Source organism: Streptomyces sp. NBC_00271, assembly GCF_036178845.1.
Classification (GTDB): Bacteria; Actinomycetota; Actinomycetes; order Streptomycetales; family Streptomycetaceae; genus Streptomyces.
On record NZ_CP108070.1, the window covers coordinates 7,661,052 to 7,680,501 of the forward strand.

The 19,450-nt window shown below is 71.1% G+C and carries 18 protein-coding genes; 4 read left to right on the forward strand and 14 right to left on the reverse strand.

Features of this window, described 5'->3' with window-relative positions; genetic code table 11:
* Window positions 1-8: 8 nt before the first annotated feature.
* The 3 genes from OG798_RS34955 to OG798_RS34965 all read right to left on the reverse strand — a co-directional run bounded on the left by OG798_RS34955 (window position 9) and on the right by OG798_RS34965 (window position 2,086).
* Window positions 9-317, reverse strand: a complete 309-nt coding sequence (locus tag OG798_RS34955) for a hypothetical protein (RefSeq protein ID WP_097224800.1) — start codon at window positions 315-317, stop codon at window positions 9-11.
* Between the two features lie 25 nt (window positions 318-342).
* The gene (locus OG798_RS34960) at window positions 343-1,068 is read right to left on the reverse strand and encodes a TetR/AcrR family transcriptional regulator (RefSeq protein ID WP_095852629.1); all 726 of its coding nucleotides are present in this window, start codon (window positions 1,066-1,068) and stop codon (window positions 343-345) included.
* A gap of 88 nt (window positions 1,069-1,156) precedes the next feature.
* A complete protein-coding gene (locus tag OG798_RS34965; protein ID WP_095857780.1) occupies window positions 1,157-2,086 on the reverse strand; it encodes an AurF N-oxygenase family protein in 930 nt (309 codons plus the stop codon).
* 150 nt (window positions 2,087-2,236) lie between these two features.
* On the opposite strand from OG798_RS34965, the gene OG798_RS34970 reads away from it, so the two are divergent.
* Both OG798_RS34970 and OG798_RS34975 read left to right on the forward strand, forming a co-directional pair.
* Window positions 2,237-3,343, forward strand: a complete 1,107-nt coding sequence (locus OG798_RS34970; RefSeq protein ID WP_328758227.1) for a ferritin-like domain-containing protein — start codon at window positions 2,237-2,239, stop codon at window positions 3,341-3,343.
* Window positions 3,344-3,412: 69 nt separating this feature from the next.
* Window positions 3,413-4,321 carry an ADP-ribosylglycohydrolase family protein gene (locus OG798_RS34975; protein ID WP_328758228.1) on the forward strand — a complete coding sequence of 303 codons (909 nt, stop codon included), beginning with the start codon at window positions 3,413-3,415 and terminating at the stop codon, window positions 4,319-4,321.
* Between the two features lie 19 nt (window positions 4,322-4,340).
* On the opposite strand, the gene OG798_RS34980 is transcribed toward OG798_RS34975, so the two are convergent.
* From OG798_RS34980 to OG798_RS35015, 8 genes are all read right to left on the reverse strand, one after another.
* Complete coding sequence (locus OG798_RS34980; protein ID WP_095852626.1) at window positions 4,341-5,060, reverse strand: TIGR03943 family putative permease subunit; 720 nt, start codon at window positions 5,058-5,060, stop codon at window positions 4,341-4,343.
* Window positions 5,057-6,127 (reverse strand): permease, encoded by a 1,071-nt coding sequence (locus OG798_RS34985; protein ID WP_257038530.1) that lies wholly within the window; start codon window positions 6,125-6,127, stop codon window positions 5,057-5,059. The genes OG798_RS34980 and OG798_RS34985 overlap by 4 nt, the downstream gene beginning before the upstream one ends.
* Window positions 6,128-6,258: 131 nt before the next feature.
* Entirely contained in the window at window positions 6,259-7,713 is a 1,455-nt protein-coding gene (locus OG798_RS34990) for a penicillin-binding transpeptidase domain-containing protein (protein ID WP_121415031.1), read from the reverse strand.
* Entirely contained in the window at window positions 7,710-9,104 is a 1,395-nt protein-coding gene (locus tag OG798_RS34995; protein ID WP_095852623.1) for an FtsW/RodA/SpoVE family cell cycle protein, read from the reverse strand. Before OG798_RS34995 ends, OG798_RS34990 begins: the two co-directional genes overlap by 4 nt.
* Window positions 9,105-9,184: 80 nt before the next feature.
* Entirely contained in the window at window positions 9,185-9,703 is a 519-nt protein-coding gene (locus OG798_RS35000) for an SH3 domain-containing protein (protein ID WP_267062803.1), read from the reverse strand.
* A 101-nt stretch (window positions 9,704-9,804) separates the two neighbouring features.
* On the reverse strand, window positions 9,805-11,142 hold the full coding sequence (locus OG798_RS35005) for a sensor histidine kinase (protein ID WP_267062804.1): 1,338 nt from the start codon (window positions 11,140-11,142) through the stop codon (window positions 9,805-9,807).
* Complete coding sequence (locus OG798_RS35010; protein ID WP_121415029.1) at window positions 11,139-11,969, reverse strand: hypothetical protein; 831 nt, start codon at window positions 11,967-11,969, stop codon at window positions 11,139-11,141. The genes OG798_RS35005 and OG798_RS35010 overlap by 4 nt, the downstream gene beginning before the upstream one ends.
* A gap of 175 nt (window positions 11,970-12,144) precedes the next feature.
* Window positions 12,145-12,651 (reverse strand): protein-tyrosine phosphatase family protein, encoded by a 507-nt coding sequence (locus tag OG798_RS35015; protein WP_095857779.1) that lies wholly within the window; start codon window positions 12,649-12,651, stop codon window positions 12,145-12,147.
* A 97-nt stretch (window positions 12,652-12,748) separates the two neighbouring features.
* Here OG798_RS35015 and OG798_RS35020 point away from each other — a divergent pair, with 97 nt between their 5' ends.
* Window positions 12,749-13,552, forward strand: a complete 804-nt coding sequence (locus tag OG798_RS35020) for a nuclease-related domain-containing protein (protein WP_095852619.1) — start codon at window positions 12,749-12,751, stop codon at window positions 13,550-13,552.
* A gap of 513 nt (window positions 13,553-14,065) precedes the next feature.
* Here OG798_RS35020 and ligD read toward each other — a convergent pair.
* On the reverse strand, window positions 14,066-14,932 hold the full coding sequence (gene ligD, locus OG798_RS35025; RefSeq protein WP_095852618.1) for a non-homologous end-joining DNA ligase: 867 nt from the start codon (window positions 14,930-14,932) through the stop codon (window positions 14,066-14,068).
* Window positions 14,933-15,128: 196 nt separating this feature from the next.
* Between ligD and ku the strand changes: the two genes are divergently transcribed.
* Complete coding sequence (gene ku / locus OG798_RS35030; RefSeq protein WP_443053907.1) at window positions 15,129-16,235, forward strand: non-homologous end joining protein Ku; 1,107 nt, start codon at window positions 15,129-15,131, stop codon at window positions 16,233-16,235.
* 50 nt (window positions 16,236-16,285) lie between these two features.
* On the opposite strand, the gene OG798_RS35035 is transcribed toward ku, so the two are convergent.
* Both OG798_RS35035 and sbnA read right to left on the reverse strand, forming a co-directional pair.
* Window positions 16,286-18,046 carry a beta-ketoacyl-[acyl-carrier-protein] synthase family protein gene (locus OG798_RS35035; RefSeq protein WP_267062806.1) on the reverse strand — a complete coding sequence of 587 codons (1,761 nt, stop codon included), beginning with the start codon at window positions 18,044-18,046 and terminating at the stop codon, window positions 16,286-16,288.
* Window positions 18,047-18,307: 261 nt separating this feature from the next.
* On the reverse strand, window positions 18,308-19,393 hold the full coding sequence (gene sbnA / locus OG798_RS35040) for a 2,3-diaminopropionate biosynthesis protein SbnA (protein WP_095852615.1): 1,086 nt from the start codon (window positions 19,391-19,393) through the stop codon (window positions 18,308-18,310).
* Window positions 19,394-19,450: the final 57 nt, after the last annotated feature.

Consider the following 19,450-nt stretch of genomic DNA (forward strand, 5'->3'; position numbering starts at 1 on the left):
CAAGAATCTCACTCGTCGGCGTGGGGCTCCGGCGTGGCTCCCGTACTCTTGCCGCCGGGCTTGGACCAGGGCCACTTGCGCCCGCTCCCCGCGTCGCCCGAGGGGTCGTACTCGTACTTCCACGCCTGGTGCAGCCCCAGTCGTTTGCTCACCCGCGCCTGGACCCGCCGGTAGACGAGAACGGTCGGCGGGCCGCCGTCGGCATCCGGAACCGGAATCCGGTACACCTTCGGCGGGTGTCCGGTCAGACCGAGCAGGACGGGCAGCACACGCCCGTCCAGCGGGCCGCCCTCGAAGGGGGTGTCTTCGCTCTTCACGGCACCAGTGTCACAAACGCCCCCGTCACAGCAGCCGCGCGGCGTCACCGATCACCGGAAGAACCGCCCGGGCCAGCTTCCCCAGGGCACCTTCCCGCCCCTCCAGGACGAGTGCGGCCTGCACCACGCCGGCGGTCTGCGGATCACGTCCGGCACTGACCACGAGCATCGCCACGAACTGCTCCACGAGCCAGTCCCGCAGCTCGTCCAACGGCGGCTCCTTGCCCCCGTCCAGCCAGCTCAGCGAGGCGCCCTCCACCGCCGTGATCCACATCCGCACGGTCATCCGCAGCCGTCGCCCCGGATCCTTCACGCCCAGATGATCCAGAATGTGCTCTGCCGCCGCCCGCCGCACGCCGTCCACTATGGCCGTCGTCCTGGAGGTCTCGACGACACTGCCTCCCTGAAGCAACGCGGTGAACCCGGCGTCGTGCTGGTCCACGAACGCCAGGTACCGATCCACAGCTCGGGCCAGCCGCTCGCTCAGCGGCCCCTCGGGGGGCTCCGCGAAGCAGTGCTCCAGATCCTCCGCGGCGGACCGCAGGGCGGCCTCGTACAGCTGCTGCTTGCCGCCCGGGAAGTACCGGTACACAAGAGGCCGTGACACGCCCGCCGCCTCCGCCACGTCGTCGAGCGAGACCTCCTCGGGTGCCCGGTGCGCGAAGAGGGACAGCGCCGCTTCGAGGAGCTGCGAGCGCCGCTCCTCGACACTCAGCCGGCGGTATGCGGGGGTGGGAGCCTGCGAGGTCATATCGGCAGCGTAACGGCCAGGACACGCGCCCCTTCCCAGCCACGGCCGCCACGGCCCCGACCCACCACAGCCACCGGGCGCCCCGCCCTCAGGCCAGCAGCCCCGACGCCTTCCACAGCCGCCGCCCGACCCCCCGCAGCACCCCGATGTCGTCCAGGAAGTCGGTCAGTCGCTTGGCGCCGGTCTGCATGACCTCCCGCCGGTGCCCGCTCGCCCGCACCTGCGCCACGGCCTCCCGCTGGTCGAGGCCGACGTTCGGGTAGACCTCGGGATTGACGAAGGCGACGGAGAAGATCCGGGCGAACTCCCCCGACGTCACCCGAGTGAACTCCTGCGACCATCGCGGTGCCGTCACCATCTGCCGTCGCAGCTCCTCCCGCGCGTACCGCACGTGCCGCGCCTCCTCCACCACGTGGATGCGCGTGACCCCTCGTACGAGGCTCTGCACCCGCTCGTCGGGAAAGGTCAGCCGCTGCATCCAGTCGAGGATCTCCTCGCCGAGCAGAGTCGCCGTGAAGGACCCGGGCGTGGTCGAGATGGTCTTGAAGACCCGTCCCAGATTCAGATGCGTCCGGCTCACCGGGTAGTACGGCATTCCACCGCGCGAGATCAGCCGGGCGAACATCTTCGAGTGCCGGCACTCGTCCTCGATCTCGGTCAGCGCGTAGCGCACATGCGCACTCGTCGCCGCCTTGTCGTAAATGTGCCGCACCAGCAACTGCATCAGGATGATCTCGAACCAGATCCCCAGCGAAGCCAGCGCGGCGGCCTCGTGGTGCGAGAGCAGAATCCGCTGCTCCTCGCTCATCCGCTTCCACAGCGGGGTGTCGTACAGCGACACCAGCTCCGGCGGCCAGAACCACTTGCCCTCCTCGAAGGGCGCGTCCCAGTCCAGCTCCTTGTCCGGGTCGAAGGAGTGCTTGGCGGAGGAGTCGAGCAGCCGCTCGGCGACCTGCTCCCGGTCCTTGAGCAGACCGAGCGCATCGCGCAGCACGTCCACTTCCGTCACGGTCGTCATGGCTGTTCCCACCTCGTCGTACGGGATCAAGTACGGCATCCCTCCGGGTTACCGACGGTCACGACTTATGAGACTGCCTGTCAGCAAGCTCGTCAATCCCTTGTGCGCGACTTGTTGACGACGCGTCTACCTCGTGTGAGCCTGCGATGTATGCCGACGCACGAGCTGTACGCCAAGGACCCGGGAGACCCCCTCTGGCAGGTGCCGGCCTCAGGGGCGGCACGCTTCAGCTGGGAGTACGACGACGGTCGCGACCGACTCCTCGCCCTGTACCAGAAGGGCAAGGACAAACAGTGGGACGGCCAGAAGAGAATCGACTGGGACCTGGAGGTCGACCCCCACGACCCGCTCGGTACCCCCGACGAGTCGATGACCCTCTACGGGACCCCGCACTGGGCGAAGATGACCGACCGGGACAAGGGCGAGCTGCGCAAGCACTACGCGTCCTGGCAGTTCAGCCAGTTCCTGCACGGCGAGCAGGGGGCCATGGTCTGCGCGGCGCGCATCGTCGAGTCGGTCCCCGACCTCGACGCGAAGTTCTACTCGGCCACCCAGACCATGGACGAGGCCCGCCACGCCGAGATCTACGCCCGCTTCCTGCAGGAGAAGATCGGGATGCTCTACCCGATCAACGACAACCTGCGGTCGCTCCTCGGCGACACCCTCCGGGACTCCCGCTGGGACATGCCGTACCTCGGGATGCAGGTCCTCATAGAGGGCCTGGCCCTGGCCGCCTTCGGCATGATCAGGGACACCACCGACAAGCCCCTCCCCAAGCAGATCCTCGCCTACGTGATGCAGGACGAGGTCCGCCATGTCGCCTTCGGCCGGATGGCGCTGCGCGACTACTACACACAACTCTCCGACGCCGAACTCCGCGAGCGCGAGGAATTCGTCATCGAGGGCTGCTACTTGATGCGGGACCGGCTGCGCGGTGTCGAGGTCCTGGAGAACTTCGGCATTCCCAAGGCCGAGGCCGAGGAATACAGCGAACAGTCCGAATTCCTGCGCCTCTTCCGCCAGTTGCTCTTCAGCCGCATCGTCCCGTGCGTCAAGGACATCGGCCTGTGGGGCGAACGCCTCCAACGGGCGTACGTCGACATGGGCGTCTTCGAGATGGGCGACTCCAACCTCGACCTGCTGATGGCCCAGGACGAGGAGGTGGCCGAGCGGTTGGACGCGGAACGGTTCGCGGCGGAGGAGAGGGAACGGGTGGCGGAGGTGGAGGAGATGATCGAGAAGGGCACGGACTCGTAGGACGAACCGCCGGAAACGACCCGTCCAAACACGCGTGTGCCGGCCCGCCCGGACCGGCATGCTCACATCATGACATCCGCTCCGAACCCCCATCTCACCCCGCGCGCCCTGGCCCGCCGCAGCCTGGAGGGCCTGGCCCTGGGCGACGCCTTCGGCGAACGCTGGTTCCCCCTCTTCCGGGACCGTCCCCAGGCGTACGAGGAGATCCGCGCCCGGCGCACCCCCGAGGAACCGGAATGGCACTGGACCGATGACACGGCGATGGCGCTCGGCATCCTCCGTGTCCTCGACGAACACGGCGAGATCCGGCAACCGGAACTGGCCCAGGCCTTCGCCCTCGGCTACGACGCCGACCCCGCCCGGGGCTACGGCTACGGCATGCACCAACTGCTCCCGCGCCTCCTCCAGGAGCCGAACCGCTGGGCGGAGTTGGCGCGCGGACTCTTCGACGGCGAGGGCAGCCTCGGCAACGGCGCGGCGATGCGGGTGGCCCCGTTGGGTGCCTGGTTCCGGCGCGACCTGCGCCTGGTGATCGCACAGGCGACGCTGTCGGCGGAGGTGACCCACGCCCACCCGGAGGGCATCGCGGGCGCGGTGGCGGTGGCCGTCGCGGCGGCGCTGTCCACCCGTCGGGACCTGAACATCGACACCGTGGTGGAGGCCACGCCCGACAGCGCCGTCCGCGAGGGGCTGCGGCGTGCCGGGAGCCTCCCCTTCACCACCGAACCCTGGAAGGCCGCGGACATCCTCGGCAACGGCCAGCGGGTCCGCGCCGACGACACCGTCCCCTTCGCCGTCTGGTGCGCCGCCCGTCACCCCGACGACCTGACCTCGGCCCTGTGGAGCACGGCGGAGGGCTTCGGCGACGTCGACACGACCTGCCCCATCACGGGCGGCATCGTGGGCGCCCGTACGGGAGTGGGGCACGTACCCCAGGAATGGCTGAGCCGCCGCGAGGCGGTACCCGGCGCCGCCTAGGCCGCCGCCGGGTACCGCGTCAGTTGTTCCAGCTCTCGTCGTACGGGTCGTGCGGGGTCGGGACCGGTTTGGCCGCGGTGACGTCGAGGAACGGGATGCGGCCGTCGTTGACGGGGTCCTTGGTCTGCTTGGCGGTGTAGGTACCGGTGACCTGGAGCCAGGTGTCGGGCTGAAGGATCGGCGGGATGTGGCCGGTCAGGCCGATCTTGACCGGTTGGGCGTCGGCGGCACAGCAGTTGAGGGCCATCCGGACCAGGTACGGGGTGCCGTCCTTGGCGAGGGCGACGAAGCCGGTGACTTCGACCCGCCGGTGGGCCAGGGTGCGGCCGTGGTCGTAGGCGGCGCGGCCCGCGTAGTCGACGACGCCGAGCGGGAGCGGGTCGGTGGCCGGCAGGGACGGATAGGCGAGGGGCGCCTGCAGGGCCGTACCGGCGTGCATGGCGCTGTAGGAGCCCAGCGCGGGCGGGGAGACCAGGATCAGGGCGAGGAGGGGGAGGACGAGGAGCCAGGCGACACGGGGTTCGCGGTGGACGTGCCCGTGCCCGTCGCCGGCTTCACCCCGGCCCCGTCGCTCGTACCAGACCGTCGCCACCGCCGCCATGATCAGCACGACCCCGGCGGCCAGCAGCAACGGCCGCAACCCCGCCTTGACGTAGCGCAGGTAGAGATCGGTGAGCCCGGCGTGCAGGACCGCCGCGCCGACGAGGAACAGGACCGCCGCCTGTGCCTGCCGGTTCACAGCAGCACCGTCCCGACGAGGACCGAGCCGAGGATGGCCAGGGCGAAGGTGGCGGGCGCGAACCGCAGGGCGAACCCGCGGCCGAACGTGCCCGCCTGCATGGCGAAGAGTTTCAGGTCGATCATCGGTCCCACCACGAGGAAGGCCAGCCGCGCGGTCAGCGAGAACTGGGTCAGCGAGGAGACGACGAACGCGTCGGCCTCGGAGCAGATGGACAGCAGCACGGCGAGGACCGCGAGGGCGAGGATCGCCACCACCGGGTTGGCGGCCGCGGCGTGCAGCCAGGTCGCCGGGACGACGGCCTTCAGCGTGGCCGCCGCCATCGCCCCGATGACGAGGAACCCGCCGGCGTGCATCACGTCGTGCCGTACGGAATCCCAGAACGCGGCGCCCTTGCCGAGCCCCTCGTGCGAGGGCCGGGCCGGCGGCCGCATCCAGTCCGCCCGCCCCAGCCGCTGCCACAGCCACCCCATCACGCAGGCCACGAGCAGGCTCGCCACGAACCGGGCGAGGACCATCTCGGGGTTGCGGGGGAACGCGACGGCGGTGGCCGTCAGCACGATCGGGTTGATCGCGGGCGCCGACAGCAGGAACGCCAGCGCCGCCGCGGGCGTGACCCCCCGCCGTACCAGCGCCCCCGCCACCGGCACCGACGCGCACTCGCAGCCGGGCAGCACCGCCCCGGCCATCCCGGCGACCGGCACGGCCAGCGCGGGCCGCTTCGGCAGCGCCCGGGCGAAGAACGTCGGCGGCACGAACACCGCGATGACCGCCGACAGCAGCACACCGAGGACGAGGAAGGGCAGCGCCTGGCAGACCACCGCGACGAACACGGTCATCCAGCTCTGCATCACCGGCGCCGACATCGCCCGGCGGATCGGCCCCTGCGCCACCACCAGGACGAGCAGCACCATGACCAGGACGAGCGGCGAGTTGAACTGCCAGCCCTGGGATGGCGCCGCTTGCTCCCCTGGACCGTCCGGTGCGTCCGTCTGTTCCCGTGGACCGTCCGGTGCGTCCGCGTCGCGGTGGTCGGCCCCGGGCGGGGCCGCTTTGGTGATGCTCACGGGCGAGGTACCTCCGGCAGGGCACGGGCTGGAATCTCGTGGGTGGGTTCCCCTCCCCATAAATACGCCCGTATCGGTACGTCCGTTCAGGCGGGGGCGTTCAATCCCGAGGGGCGCCCCCAACTCCTGTCTCAGAACCCGAGGACCGCCTCCATGACCGCCTTCGCGATCGGCGCCGCGTCCCCGCCCCCGCTGATGTCCCCGCGGTCGGCCGCCGCGTCCTCGACGACGACCGCGACCGCCACCGCGGGCTCCATCGTGCCGTCCGCCTGGGCCCAGGAGATGAACCAGGCGTACGGCATCCCCAGGTTGTCGATGCCGTGCTGGGCGGTCCCGGTCTTGCCGCCGACCGTCGCTCCGGGAATCGCGGCGTTGGTGCCGGTGCCCTCCGTCACCACGTCCGTCATCAGCTCGCGCATCCGCAGGGCGGTCGCCGGGTTCATCGCCTGGTGGAGCGTGCGGGGACCGGTCGTCGCCACCGTGCTGTCGCTCCGGGTGGTCGCCTTCTCCACCAGATAGGGCGTCTTGACGGACCCGCCGCCCGCGACGGCCGCCGAGATCATCGCCATCTGGAGGGGAGTGGCCCGGGTGTTGAACTGACCGATGGAGGAGAGCGCGAGCTGCGCCTTGTCGAGTGTCGTGTCGAAGTTGCTGGGGGCGACGGAGAAGGGAATCCGCAGACGGTCGTTGAAACCGAAGTCCGCCGCCGTGCGGGTCATGTCGCTCAGTCCCACGTCCACGCCCAGCTTGGCGAAGACCGTGTTGCAGGACCACTCGAAGGCGTACCGCAGCGAGGCGTCCTCGCAGCCGTCGAGCTCGTTCGTCAGCCGGGTCGTGGTGCCGGGCAGCCGGTACGGGTCCGGGGAGGTGGTCGACGTGTCGAGGTTCGTCACCACCCCCGCGTCGAGGGCCGCCGCCGCCGTCACCACCTTGAACGTCGACCCGGGCGGATAGGTCTGCCGGATCGCCCGGTTGAGCATCGGCTTGTCCGCCGCCCCGTTCAGCCGCTCCCAGGCGTGCGTGACCGCCCTGCCCGTCCCGGACAGCTCCCCGGGGTCGTACGACGGGGTGGAGACCAGCGCGAGGATCCTGCCGGTGGACGGCTCGATGGCGGCCACGGCCCCGCGCCGGGAACCGAGACCCCGGTACGCGGCGCGCTGTGCGGCGGGGTCGATCGTCGTGACCACCTTGCCGGCGGGGTTCTGGGCGCGGGTGGCGTCGTTCCACAGGGGGAACGGCGAGAGCAGCGGGTCGCTGCCGGAGAGGATGCCGTCCTCGGAGTTCTCCAGGAACGTCGTCCCGTACACCTGCGAGGCGAAGCCGGTCACGGGCGCGTACAGCGGGCCGTCCGTGTAGGTCCGTTCGTAGCGGAGCTGCTGGCCGCTGTCCCTGGAGCCGGTGACCGATCGGCCCCCGACCACGATGTCACCGCGCGGCTGGCCGTAACGGGCGATCGTCTGGCGGCGGTTGGCCGGGTTGCCGTCGTACGCCCCGGCCTGGAAGACCTGGACGCGGGTGGCGTTGAGGAGGAGCGCCAGCAACAGCACCGCGCAGAGCGCGGCGGCCCGGCGGATGTACTTGGTCATGGCGCCGCCGTCCCGTCGTACTGGCTGCGTGCCGAGTCACTGACGCGGATCAGCAGCGCCACGATGATCCAGTTGGTGACGACCGAGGAGCCGCCCTGGGCGAGGAACGGCATCGCCATCCCGGTCAGCGGGATCAGACCGGTCACGCCGCCCGCGATCACGAAGACCTGGAGCGCCACGATCGAGGAGAGGCCGATGGCGAGGAGCCGTCCGAAGGGGTCGCGCAGGGCGAGGCCGGCGCGGTAGCCGCGTTCCACGAGGAGGCCGTAGAGGAGGAAGATCGCGCAGAGTCCGAAGAGGCCCAGTTCCTCGCCCGCGGTGGCCAGGATGAAGTCCGACTTGGCGGCGAATCCGATGAGGATGGAGTGGCCGAGCCCGAGGCCGGTGCCCAGCAGCCCGCCCGCGGCGAACGCGAACAGGGACTGGGCGAGCTGGTTCGGTCCCTGGCCCGCCTCGATCGTCGCGAAGGGGTGCAGCCAGTCCTGCACCCGGCTGTGGACGTGCGGTTCCAGCCAGCCGACGGCGACCGCGCCCACGCAGGCGAGCAGCAGGCCCACGGCGATCCAGCCGGTGCGGCCGGTGGCGACGTACAGCATGATCACGAAGAGGCCGAAGAACAGCAACGAGGTGCCGAGGTCCCGCTCCAGGACCAGGACCACCACGCTCAGCAGCCAGATCGCGACGATCGGGCCGAGGACCCGGCCGGTGGGGAGCTGGAGCCGCTTGAACCGCCAGACGGGGCGGCCCGCGTAGGCGAGCGCGTTGCGGTTGGCCGCGAGGTAGCCGGCGAAGAAGACCGCGAGCAGCACCTTCGCGAACTCGCCCGGCTGGATGGAGAACCCGGCGATCCGGATCCAGATCCGGGCGCCGTTCACGGCGGGGAAGAGGATGGGCAGGACCAGCAGGCCCAGCGCCGTGACGACCGAGACGTAGGTGTAGCGCTGCAGGACGCGGTGGTCGCGCAGGAAGAGGACGGCCGCGATGAAGAGCGCGACGCCGAGCGTCGACCAGATGAGCTGGACGGGGGCGGCCCGGTCGCCCGGGGTCTCCAGGTCCAGGCGGTAGATCAGCACCAGGCCCAGGCCGTTGAGCAGGACGGCGATGGGCAGCAGCAGCGGATCGGCGTACGGCGCCCGCAGCCGCACCGCGACATGTGCGAGGAGGGCGAGCACGCCGAGCCCGGCGCCGTAGACCGCGGCGCCGGGCGGGAGGGTGGCGTGCCGGGCGTATCCGACCGCGCAGTAGCCGAACACGGACAGCAGTACGGCCATGACGATCAGGGTGAACTCGATGCCACGGCGCCGGGGCAGGCGGACAGCGGGGGTGGGCGGGTCCGCTGCCACGGTCGTTCCCCGCGTACCGGGAATTCCGGGCATTCCGGGCTGAATCATGTCCGGAACGTAGCAAGCGCCGAACCTGATGTCCCGTTAGGTGATGGCGAACGGGCGGATCCGTTGGGCGCGATCCGGCGTCAGCACCAGCGCGGGGACGCACCGAGGTTGTCGATGTGCTGCGCCGGGCCCCAGGACCAGGTGCCGTCGGTGATCAGGTACCAGATCGGGTTGCCGCCGACGGGCTCGCCCGTGGTCTTGCAGTAGATGTGGACCCGCTCGCGGTACGGCGCGATACGGAGGATCCGGCTGCGACGGTCGGGCCGGTTGTGCAGCGCGAGGCCGTTGCGGGAGACGATCAGGCCCTCGAAGCGGCGGTGGTCGTCGACCCATCCGTCGTAGTACGGGTCGCGGAAGCCGCCTTCGCCCAGACCGTCTTCGTCGAAGTAGGGGTCGTCGCCGCTGTCCCAGACGCCGTTGTCCAAGTCGCGGCTGTCCCAGTCGCGGGCGAAGGCCCCGTCGTCGGTGAAGCCGGGGCCGGTGCCCGTGGTCGCGGTGGGCTTGCCGGCGGCGAGGGCGGGTCCGGCGCCCGCGGCCGCGATGAGCGTGCCGACGGCGAGCACCATCCCGGTGCGGGCAAGGGTGTGGCGCAGGGACATGGAGGCTCCTCCGGAAAGGTGGTAAATCTGACTAATCGCCACATTAGGAGTGAGCTCGGACGCGCGCAGGCCGCACTGAGCCATCGGGGACGCGAGGACGCTCAGCGTGCCCCGGTCGGCCCTTCCCCACCGGTCTGGCCGGTCGCGCCCCGCTCGTCCTGAGGAAGCGTCAGCGTCGCGATCGCACCGCCCTCGGGAGCGTTGGCGAAGACCAATCGCGCGCCCAGCACCTCCGCCTGGCCGAGCGCGATCGTCAACCCCAGCCCATGGCCCTTCGAGCCGCCCTCCGTTCGGAACCGCTGCGGCCCGTGCTCCAGCAGGTACTCCGGATAGCCGCCGCCGTGGTCCCGCACCGTCACCACCGGGCCGTCGACGGTCAGCACCACCGGGCCCGCCCCGTGCTTGTGCGCGTTGGCCACCAGATTGCCGAGCACCCGCTCCAGACGGCGCCGGTCGGTCTCCACCCGGACGTCACCCACGACCCGCACCTCGGTCTCGGTGCCCGACGCCCGCACCACCCGCTCGGCCAACGGGGCCAGCGGCTCCGAGTCCAGCTCCAGCAACTCCCACCCGGCGTCCAGCCGGGAGATCTCCAGCAGGTCCTCGGTGAGCGTCCGCAGCGTGGCCACCCGGTCGCGGACCAGCTCCGTCGGCCGGCCCGGCGGCAGCAGCTCGGCCGCCGCGTGCAGCCCGGTCAGCGGGGTGCGCAGCTCGTGCGCCACGTCCGCCGTGAAGCGCTGCTCGCTCATCAGCTTGCTCTGCAGCGAGGACGCCATCGTGTCGAGGGCCCCGGCGACCGCGGCCACCTCGTCCTGGGGGCCGGCCGGGTACCGCGTACGGGGGTCCACGGCCGTACGGGGATCGTTGACGCGCGCGTCCAGGTCGCCCGCGCTGATCCGCCGGGCCACCTGTGCCGTCGCGTGCAGCCGACGGGTCACCCGCGTCACCGCGAACGCTCCCACCAGCAGCGTCGCGCCGATCGCCAGCGCCGAGGACCACACGATCGACCGGTCCAGGGCGTCGATGGCGTGCGCGCCCTGCGAGTAGTCGAACTGCACGGCGAGCGCCCGCCCGCCGCCCGCGGGTCCGGCCGCCCACATGGTGGGGTGCGGGTCGTCGTCCCCGACCATCGTGCCGCGGCGCCCGTCCGTCGCCAGCTCGCGCAGCGGCGCCGGCAGACCCGGGAGATCCATCCCCGCGCCCGGCGGCAGCCGGTCGCCCGCCTCGTAGGCCGCCGTCACCTCCGCCAGCCGGTCGAGGGCCCGGCCGCGGGCCTCGCCGACGGTCTGGTTGGTCACCGAGACATGCACGAGGACGCCGAGCAGGGCGGCGAGACCGCAGCACATCACCGTGATGAAGGCGGCGGCCTTCCAGGTGAGGGTGGCGGTCCAGTGGGGGAGACGGCGGGGCGGCCGGAAGCGGCGTGAGGGCAGCCTCATGGGGTGCTCGCGGCGGTCGACGGCGCGGGGGAGGCGGAGGGGGAGACGAAGTGCGAGGCCGACGGAGGGGCCGCGGGAGAGGTTGAGGGCGAGACCGGTGGGGCGGGGGGTGCCGAGGGGACGGGTGCGGTGGTGCCGCGCCTGGTGGGGCTGGGCGTGCCCACCCGGAGGATCTCGTCCCGGGTCGCCAGCATCGCGTGCTGGTGCGGGTCCCAGGTCCACACCGTGCGGTACTCGTAGCCCGGCAGGGTCGAGGGCGAGCGGATGATCACGTCACGGCCCGCGACCTCGACGCTGATCGTGCTGTCCGCGGTGCCCATGATCTGGACCAGCTTGTGGTGCTCGAAGGTGTACACACGCACCGCCAGCTGATTCTGCGGAAAGCGGATGCCGAGCACCAGGTCGTCCTTCCGGTCACCCGTGAGATCACGGTAGTACGCCTGGAGGATCGGGCACTTCCCGCCGAGCGTGTCCTTGCCGGTGCAGTACTTGAGCTGCTGGGCCGTCTCACGGTACGGGGCGTGGACGGCGCTGTACTCGTCCGGGTGGCGGCCGACCTCGGCACGGAACACGGCGATCGGGTCCACCTTGTGGATGTCGTCGCCCGGCGCCGTGATGCCCGTCACCGTCTCGGTGTCCGCCTCGCCGTAGTCGAGGGCGGCCGTCGACGCGGACGGCAGCTCGGGCCAGAGCCGGGCCGGGCCGACGGCGGTGGGCGTCGCCCCCGCGCCCCGCAGGGCACCGGAGTCGCCACAGCCTGCCACGGCCGCCGCCAGCAGGGCGACGAGGGCTGCGCGCACGAGACGGCTGGGCCGGGTGGGGGTCACTGCGCTCCTGCGTCCGGGCCGGCCTCGATCCGGGGCCAGGGGGACGGCTCGGTGCGCGAGGTCGGCGTGAAATCGACGTAACCGACGCCGTACACCATATTCGTAGGGAAGTCCTTTTTGTTCGCGGGTGGGGTCGGTGGGGCTGGTGAGGGCGTAGGGCCGCGGGGCCGGGGGGCTACTCCGCCAGTTCCTCCAGGAGGCGGGCCGTGGGCAGACCGGCGCGCAGGTACTCCACGAACAGTTCGTTGTGCAGGGCCCAGGGCGAGCGGCGGCTGCGGATCAGGCGGATCGCCTCGTCGGAGCTGTGTCCCGCGAGGACCAGCGCGTGCGCGACCACGAGCCCCGAGCGGTTGTAGCCGTGATAGCAGCGCACCAGGACCCGGCGCCCGTCCTCCAGCGCGTCGTCCGCGGCCCGCGCGAGCCGGATCACCCCGGCGAGCTGTGTCCCGTCCAAAGGACCGTCCGGAATCGGCCACACATGGTGCTCGACGCCCGGGTCGGGGCCGTGCCCCGGCATTCGCAGCAGCGTCAGGACGAGGTCGAACTCATCCCTCACGACCGCGAATTCCGGCTCGCCGGCACGCCCGGCGAACGCGTGTCCACCCATCCACAGGCCAGGCACGATCTCGCTCCACGGGCTGTCCGGAGCGGGCACATCGGGTTGCTTTCTGCGAGTCCGCAACAGCGCCTCCCACAACTCCCCCAACTGCTCACAAAGGTAACCGGGTTCTTGCCCCTGGAGCACCCCGCCTGTTCCCATGGTCATGGGGTGATGGTGCATGAACGGACTGCGCGTCATACCGACCTGGCGCCACGGGCAGGAGCGCCTGTACGTGTGCCTGACCGACGGGAGGAACGTTGCCTGGTACGACCGTGACGCAGCCCGCGTCAATCTGCTCAGTGAGGAGCGCCGGGAGGACGTGCTCGACGCGCTCGGCCCGTTCCTGACCGGCCCCGTGACGGTGGGGCCCCCACCCGTCCCGACCCCCGCGGAACTGGCCCGACTGACCCTCCACCCGGACGACGACCTCGCGCCGAACCGGCCCGGCGAGGCGCTGGTGATCGACCTCGACCGCGACCCGGGACCGGCGCGCCGACTGCGGCCCGACCCGCGGCGCCGTGCGCTCGCCGCCGAGCAGGCGGTCGGGGAGGCCCTGGACCATCTGGAGGGCGCGGGCTGGCACACCCTCCACTCCGTCCCGCTCCCTGGCGGCGATCGCGTCCACCACTTGCTGATCGGCCCCGGCGGCATCTTCGCCCTGCGCTCCCTGCACGCCCGCAAGCAGCGGGTGCTCGTCGCCGACCCCATGGTGACCGTCGGCCGCCGGGAGCCGTATCCGCTGCTGCGCCGGGTCCGTGCCGACGCCGACCGGGCCTCGTACGCGCTGACCGCCGAGGTCCACGCCGTCCTGGCCGTGGCCGGCCCCGCCGACCTCGATGTCCTCGCCCCCCTCCGCGAGGTCCGCGTCCTGCAGGACACCGACCTGTCCTCGCTGGCCCGCCTCGGGGGCGTCCTGAAGCCGGCGGACGTGGAGGCCCTGCACGCGATGGCCCGCGACCGCCACACATGGCTACGAACGTGACTCCGTAGTCCTGGATCGCTGCGTGCCGGTATCTGTATGGCTGCGGGCGGGTGGGGGCTGGGCGCGCAGTTCCCCGCGCCCCTGGGGTCGGGGCTGCGCCCCGGATCCCCCGTCCGCTGGATGTGCTTTGGCTGCGGGCTGGAGGGGGCTGGGCGCGCAGTTCCCCGCGCCCCTTGGGCGGGGCTGCGCCCCGAATCCCTGGCCGACCGTTTTCGTTTGGCTGCGGGCCGGTGGGGGCTGGGCGCGCGGTTCCTCGCGCCCCTGAAAGCCTTGGCTCGGTCGGCGTTCGAGGGCGAGGTCGGAGGCCGTGCCCCGCCCACCCCGGCCCGTATTACTCAGCCCGTCCGGCGTTTGAGGACGAAGCCGTTCAGGCCGATGCGGGGGTCCAGGGGGCGCAGCGCCCCTGGCGGGGGTGAGGGGGCGGAGCCCCTGGGGATGATGGGGGTCCCCCTGCTCGAGCGAAGCCGAGAGCTTGGGGGAGGGTAGGGGCGGCGGGGGCGAGGGACTGGTTGGTCAGGAGGACGGGGTGAGGAGGGGGGAGAGGAGGTCGCCGTGTCGGTGCAGGCGCGGAGCGATGTCGTCGGCGTGGAACACGAGCCGGGACGGATCCCCGCAGGACGCGACCTCGTCCCAGGTGACGGGGGCGGACACGGTGGGCGCGGCCCGCGCACGCAACGTGTACGGCGTGGCCGTCGTCTTCCGCGCCGCGTTCTGACTGTGGTCGACGAACACCTTCCCGGGCCGCAGACTCTTGGTCATCCGGTGCGTGACGAGCGCCGGCAACGCCCGCTCCGCCTCCACAGCCAGCTCCCTCGCATACGCGCTGACGTCCGAGGACGGCATCCGCACCACCGTCGCCAGCAGATGCAGCCCCTTCGACCCGGACGTCTTCGCGTACGCCTCGATCCCGTCCACAGCCAACCGCTCCCGCAGCCACAACGCGACCTCGCAGCACTCGACGACCGTCGCGGGCGCCCCCGGGTCGAGGTCGAACACGATCCGGTCGGCCAGACCGGGCGCGTCCACCCGCCACTGCGGCGTGTGGAACTCGGTGACGAGGTTCGCCGCCCACATCAGCGAGGGGAGGTCCTGGACCAGCACCATCCGGGCGGGGCCCTCCGTCCGGGGGACCTCGGCGGTGCGGACCCAGTCGGGGGTGCCGGGCGGCACGTTCTTGGTGAAGAAGACCTGCCCGTCCGGCCCGTCGGGGTAGCGGAGGAAGGAGACCGGCCGGTCGTGGAGGTGCGCCAGCAGGGGTTCCGCGACCGTCGCGTAGTAGTGCAGGACCTCACCCTTGGTGAAGCCGGTCGCGGGGTACAGCACCTTGTCCAGATTGGTGAGCGCGAGCCGCCGTCCCTCCACTTCCGTGATCGGCGTCATACGACGAGAGTCGCATGAAATCGCCATCAAGGCGCCGAGATCGCCCCGCCGCTCCCTTGCGGATGTGAGGTCGCGCACACCCGTCTAGCCTGGCTTTCAACCGCACCCCGCGAGCCCGTGTCAGCAAGAACCCGCGTCACCAAGAACCCGTCACCAAGAACCCGCGTCAGCAGGAACCACCAGGAAGGTGCCGCACGTGCGATCCATCTGGAACGGCGCCATCTCCTTCGGTCTGGTCAGCATCCCGATCAAGGTCGTGAACGCGACGGAGAGCCACTCGATCTCCTTCCGCCAGGTCCACCTGGACGACGGCGGCCGCATCCGGTACCGCAAATTCTGCGAACTGGAGGACCGCGAGGTCACCACCGGTGAGATCGGCAAGGCGTACGAGGACGCGGACGGCACGCTGATCCCGATCACGGACGAGGAGCTGGCCGCGCTGCCGATCGCCACCGCGAGGACGATCGAGATCGTGGCGTTCGTGCCGGCCGAGCGGATCGACCCGCTCCAGATGGACACGGCGTACTACCTGGCCGCGAACGGCGTCCCCGCCACCAAGCCGTACGTCCTGCTGCGCGAGGCGCTCAAGCGCAGCCAGAAGGTCGCCGTCGCGAAGTTCGCACTGCGCGGGCGGGAGCGACTCGGCATGCTGCGCGTGGTGGACGACGTGATCGCCATGCACGGGCTGCTGTGGCCGGACGAGATCCGGTCCACGCAGGAGGTCGCCCCGGACGCGAGCGTGACCGTACGGGACAAGGAACTCGACCTGGCCGACGCCCTCATGGACACCCTCGGCGAGGTCGAGCTCACCGAACTGCACGACGACTACCGCGAGGCCGTCGAGGAACTCATCGCCGCCAAGGCCTCCGGTGAACTCCCGGCCGCGCTCCCCGCCGGGGAGCGGGCCGGCGGCAAGGTGCTCGACCTGATGGCCGCCCTGGAGAAGAGCGTGCGCGCGGCCAAGGTGTCCCGGGGCGAGGAGACGGGCGAGGGGACGGGCGAGGAAGCCGGGGCGCGGACCGGCGAATCCGCCGAGGTCACCCCGCTGCCCTCCCGCAGGTCGGCCCGTACGGCGCCCAAGGAGGTCGGCGGGAAGAAGTCCACGTCGACCGCGAGGAAGACGGCGGCGAAGAAGACGGTCGCGAAGTCCACGGCGAAGTCGACGGGCCAGGCGGCCGGCAAGGCGGCGGCCACCAAGTCCACCGCGAAGAAGACGGCGGCCAAGAAGACGACCGCCAAGAAGGCGACGGGGAAGAAGACGACCGCGAAGAAGGCCACCCCGCGGGGCCGAGCCTCGGCCTGACCGCCGCCCCCCGGGAGCCCCGTCACCTCGTACGCCTCACCTTGTACGCCTCACCCCGTACGCCGCAGGGCCAGCACCGCATTGTGCCCGCCGAACCCGAACGAGTTGCTCAGGGCGAGGTCGCCGAGCGCGGGCAGCCGGCGGGGCCTCCTGGTCACCACGTCCAGGTCGATTGCTTCGTCCTGGTCGTCGCAGCCGATGGTGGGTGGGATGAGGCCGTGGTGGAGGGTGAGCACCGTGGCGACGGCCTCCACACCGCCCGCGGCTCCCTGGAGATGACCGAGGTGGCCCTTCAGCGCGGTCACGGGCACGCTCCCGCCGAGCACGGCGCGCAGCGCGCTCGCCTCGGCGAGGTCGCCGTCGACGGTGGCGGTGGCATGGGCGTTGACGTGGACGACGTCCACGACATGGGCACCGGCGTCGTGGACGGCCCGGCGCAGTGCCAGCGCCACGCCGCTGCCGGACGGGTCGGGCGCGGCCATGTGGTGGGCGTCGGCGGACAGTCCCCAGCCCGCGGCCTCGCAGTAGATGCGCGCGCCGCGTGCCCGGGCGTGCTCCTCGGCCTCCAGGAGCAGGAAGCCCGCGCCCTCGCCGTTCACGAAGCCGTCGCGGTCGCTGGCGAACGGCCGGGAGGGGCTGGTGGATCCGAGCTCGTGGGTGGAGAGCGCGCGCATGGCGGCGAACGAGGCCATGATCGCGGGCGTGACGACGGCTTCGGCGCCCCCGGCGAGGGCGACGTCCACCCGGCCGTACCGGATGCGGTCGATGGCCTGTCCGATGGCCTCGGTGCCGGAGGCGCACGCGCTGGTCACGGTGCGGGCCTCGCCGGTGATGTGCAGCGCGAGCGACACCTGGGAGGCGGCCTGCGAGGGCACGGTCATCGGAGTGGTGAGCGGGGAGACCGCGCGCGGGCCCTTGTCCCGCAGCTTGCGGTCGCCGCCGACGAGCACGGAGGCGTCACCGAGGATGGCCCCGACCGAGACGCCGACCCGCTCGGGCGCCAGCCCGCTCTCCGTCGTGCCGGCCGGGTCCAGCCCGGCGTCCTGCCAGGCCTCCCGGGCGGCGAGCACCGCGAACTGGGCGGACCGGTTCATCCGCCGCGCCTGCGGCCGGGGCAGCAGACCGACGGGGTCCACGGGCACGCTGCCCGCGACCCGCACGGGCAGTTCGGCGAACTCCTCGCCCTCCAACTCGCTTATCCCGCACCGGCCCTCGACCAGCCCCCGCCACAGCTCCTCGACCCCGACACCGAGCGGCGTCACGGCACCGAGCCCGGTGACGACGACCCGGCGGGGTGCGTACACCTCGGCGACCCGCGTCGGACGCGGGTGATGTCGTACGACATGTCCTGTTTGGGTGACTTGTGCGGCCAAGTTCCGCAGTTCCTCGTCGGGGACGGGATCCTCGGCCCGGCGGTCCAGGTCCCGGTACCAGTGACCCCACCTGCGGGTGTACGACTCCTCGACGGCCCGGGGGTCCACGGCGCGCAGCGAGGTGACGCGGTCGCCGTCCCGGAATTCCACCGGGCCGAGGTCGGTGGAGGTGATCTCGGGAATTGCCCCGACATCCATTCGACGGCAGGCCGTGGTCACTTGGTGACCGCGTTCGAATACCTCGTCGTGATCAATTCCGCCGAGTGGCGGCCGCAATGTCAGGCGAATGGTGTGGGGAGTCTCGGGCAGGGTGTGCATCACCACGTACCAGGTGTTCTCCACCACATCCTGTTCGGACAGGGCGACCAGATCACCGGGGATCACTTCGGCGACGGTGACGGCGTGGGGCTGTACGGGAACGTCGGACGAACGGTGCATGGGGGGCGATTGCTTTCTGTGGGGATTTCCGTCCCCAACTTTCGGTGACAAAGTACGAATTGCCTAGATGTCCCCATCACATAGTGGGCAACGTCACCGAAAACAGTGATCAGTATTTCGCTCCCGTACCTCCAATGCCGCCCCTGGTCGGACAACCGAATCCCGTGGCCGCCGAGTTCGTCGCATTACCGCCCCGGCGCGGGCGGACCGGGCCGCGGGGCCCGGCACGTACCGGACCCCGCCCACCTGTGAAGACAGGCGCTAGCTCTTACGGTCCTGGAGTTGAGGGCGTTGGTTGTTGTTGCGCTCGCCGTTCTGGAGGTCGACCGCCCGGCTCCACCGTGTCGATGGCGTGGGGGAGGGCGCCCAGGAATCGGCGGTGATCTCTTCGGAGTTGAGCACGTCGTCGCCGTAGAGATCCCGCAGCCAGCTGGCCTGGTAGATGGTGTCGAGGTAGCGCTCGCCGAGGTCCGGACCGATGGCCACGGCGGTGAGTTCGCGTGCGTCGTGCCGGCTCAACCAGTCCGACGCGCCGCTGACCACCGTGCCGGTGGAGCCGCCGAACACGAACCCTCTCCTGGCCAGCCGGTGGCAGGTACGGACGGTGTCCCTCTCCTCGACTCGTATCACTTCGTCCACGTAGGACTCGTCGAGCAGGGGCGGGCGCATGCTCATTCCGAGGCCCGGAATCATTCGGCGGCCGGGCGGACCACCGAAGGACACCGAGCCCACGCTGTCCACCGCGACGACCCGCACCGGACGGTGCCACTCCCGGAAGTAGCGCGCGCAGCCCATCAGGGTGCCGGTGGTGCCGGCCCCGACGAACAGCACGTCCAGTAGCGGGAACTGACGGGCGATCTCCGGCGCCGTCCTGCGGTAGTGCGCCTTCCAGTTGCTCGGGTTGGTGTACTGACTGAGCCACACATACCGGTCGTCGGAGGCGCACAGCGCACGCACGTAATCGATCCGCGCGCCGAGATAGCCGCCGTTGCTCTCCTGCTGACCGGCGATCATGTGTACCTGACTGCCCAGGGCCTCCATCATCATCCTGGTCGACAGGTTGCCGCGGGAGTCCGTCACGCACAGGAACCGGTAACCCTTGCTCGCCGCGATCATGCTCAGCGCCACGCCGAGGTTCCCGGACGAGGATTCGACCAGGATCGAATTCGGCTTCAGAACTCCGTCCCGCTCGGCGGCCTCCACCATCTCGATGGCGGCCTTCAGCTTGATCGAGCCGGCGAAGTTGAAGCCCTCGCACTTCAGGAAGAGTGAGTGCCCGATGATCGCCCGGAGGTCGACATAGAGATCCTCTTCGTTGTAGGCCTGGGGAACGGAAATGACGGGCACGACGGTCTCCTCAATCTGGAGCAGAGCACTTTCGGAATGTCCGTCCGACCGTGGGCG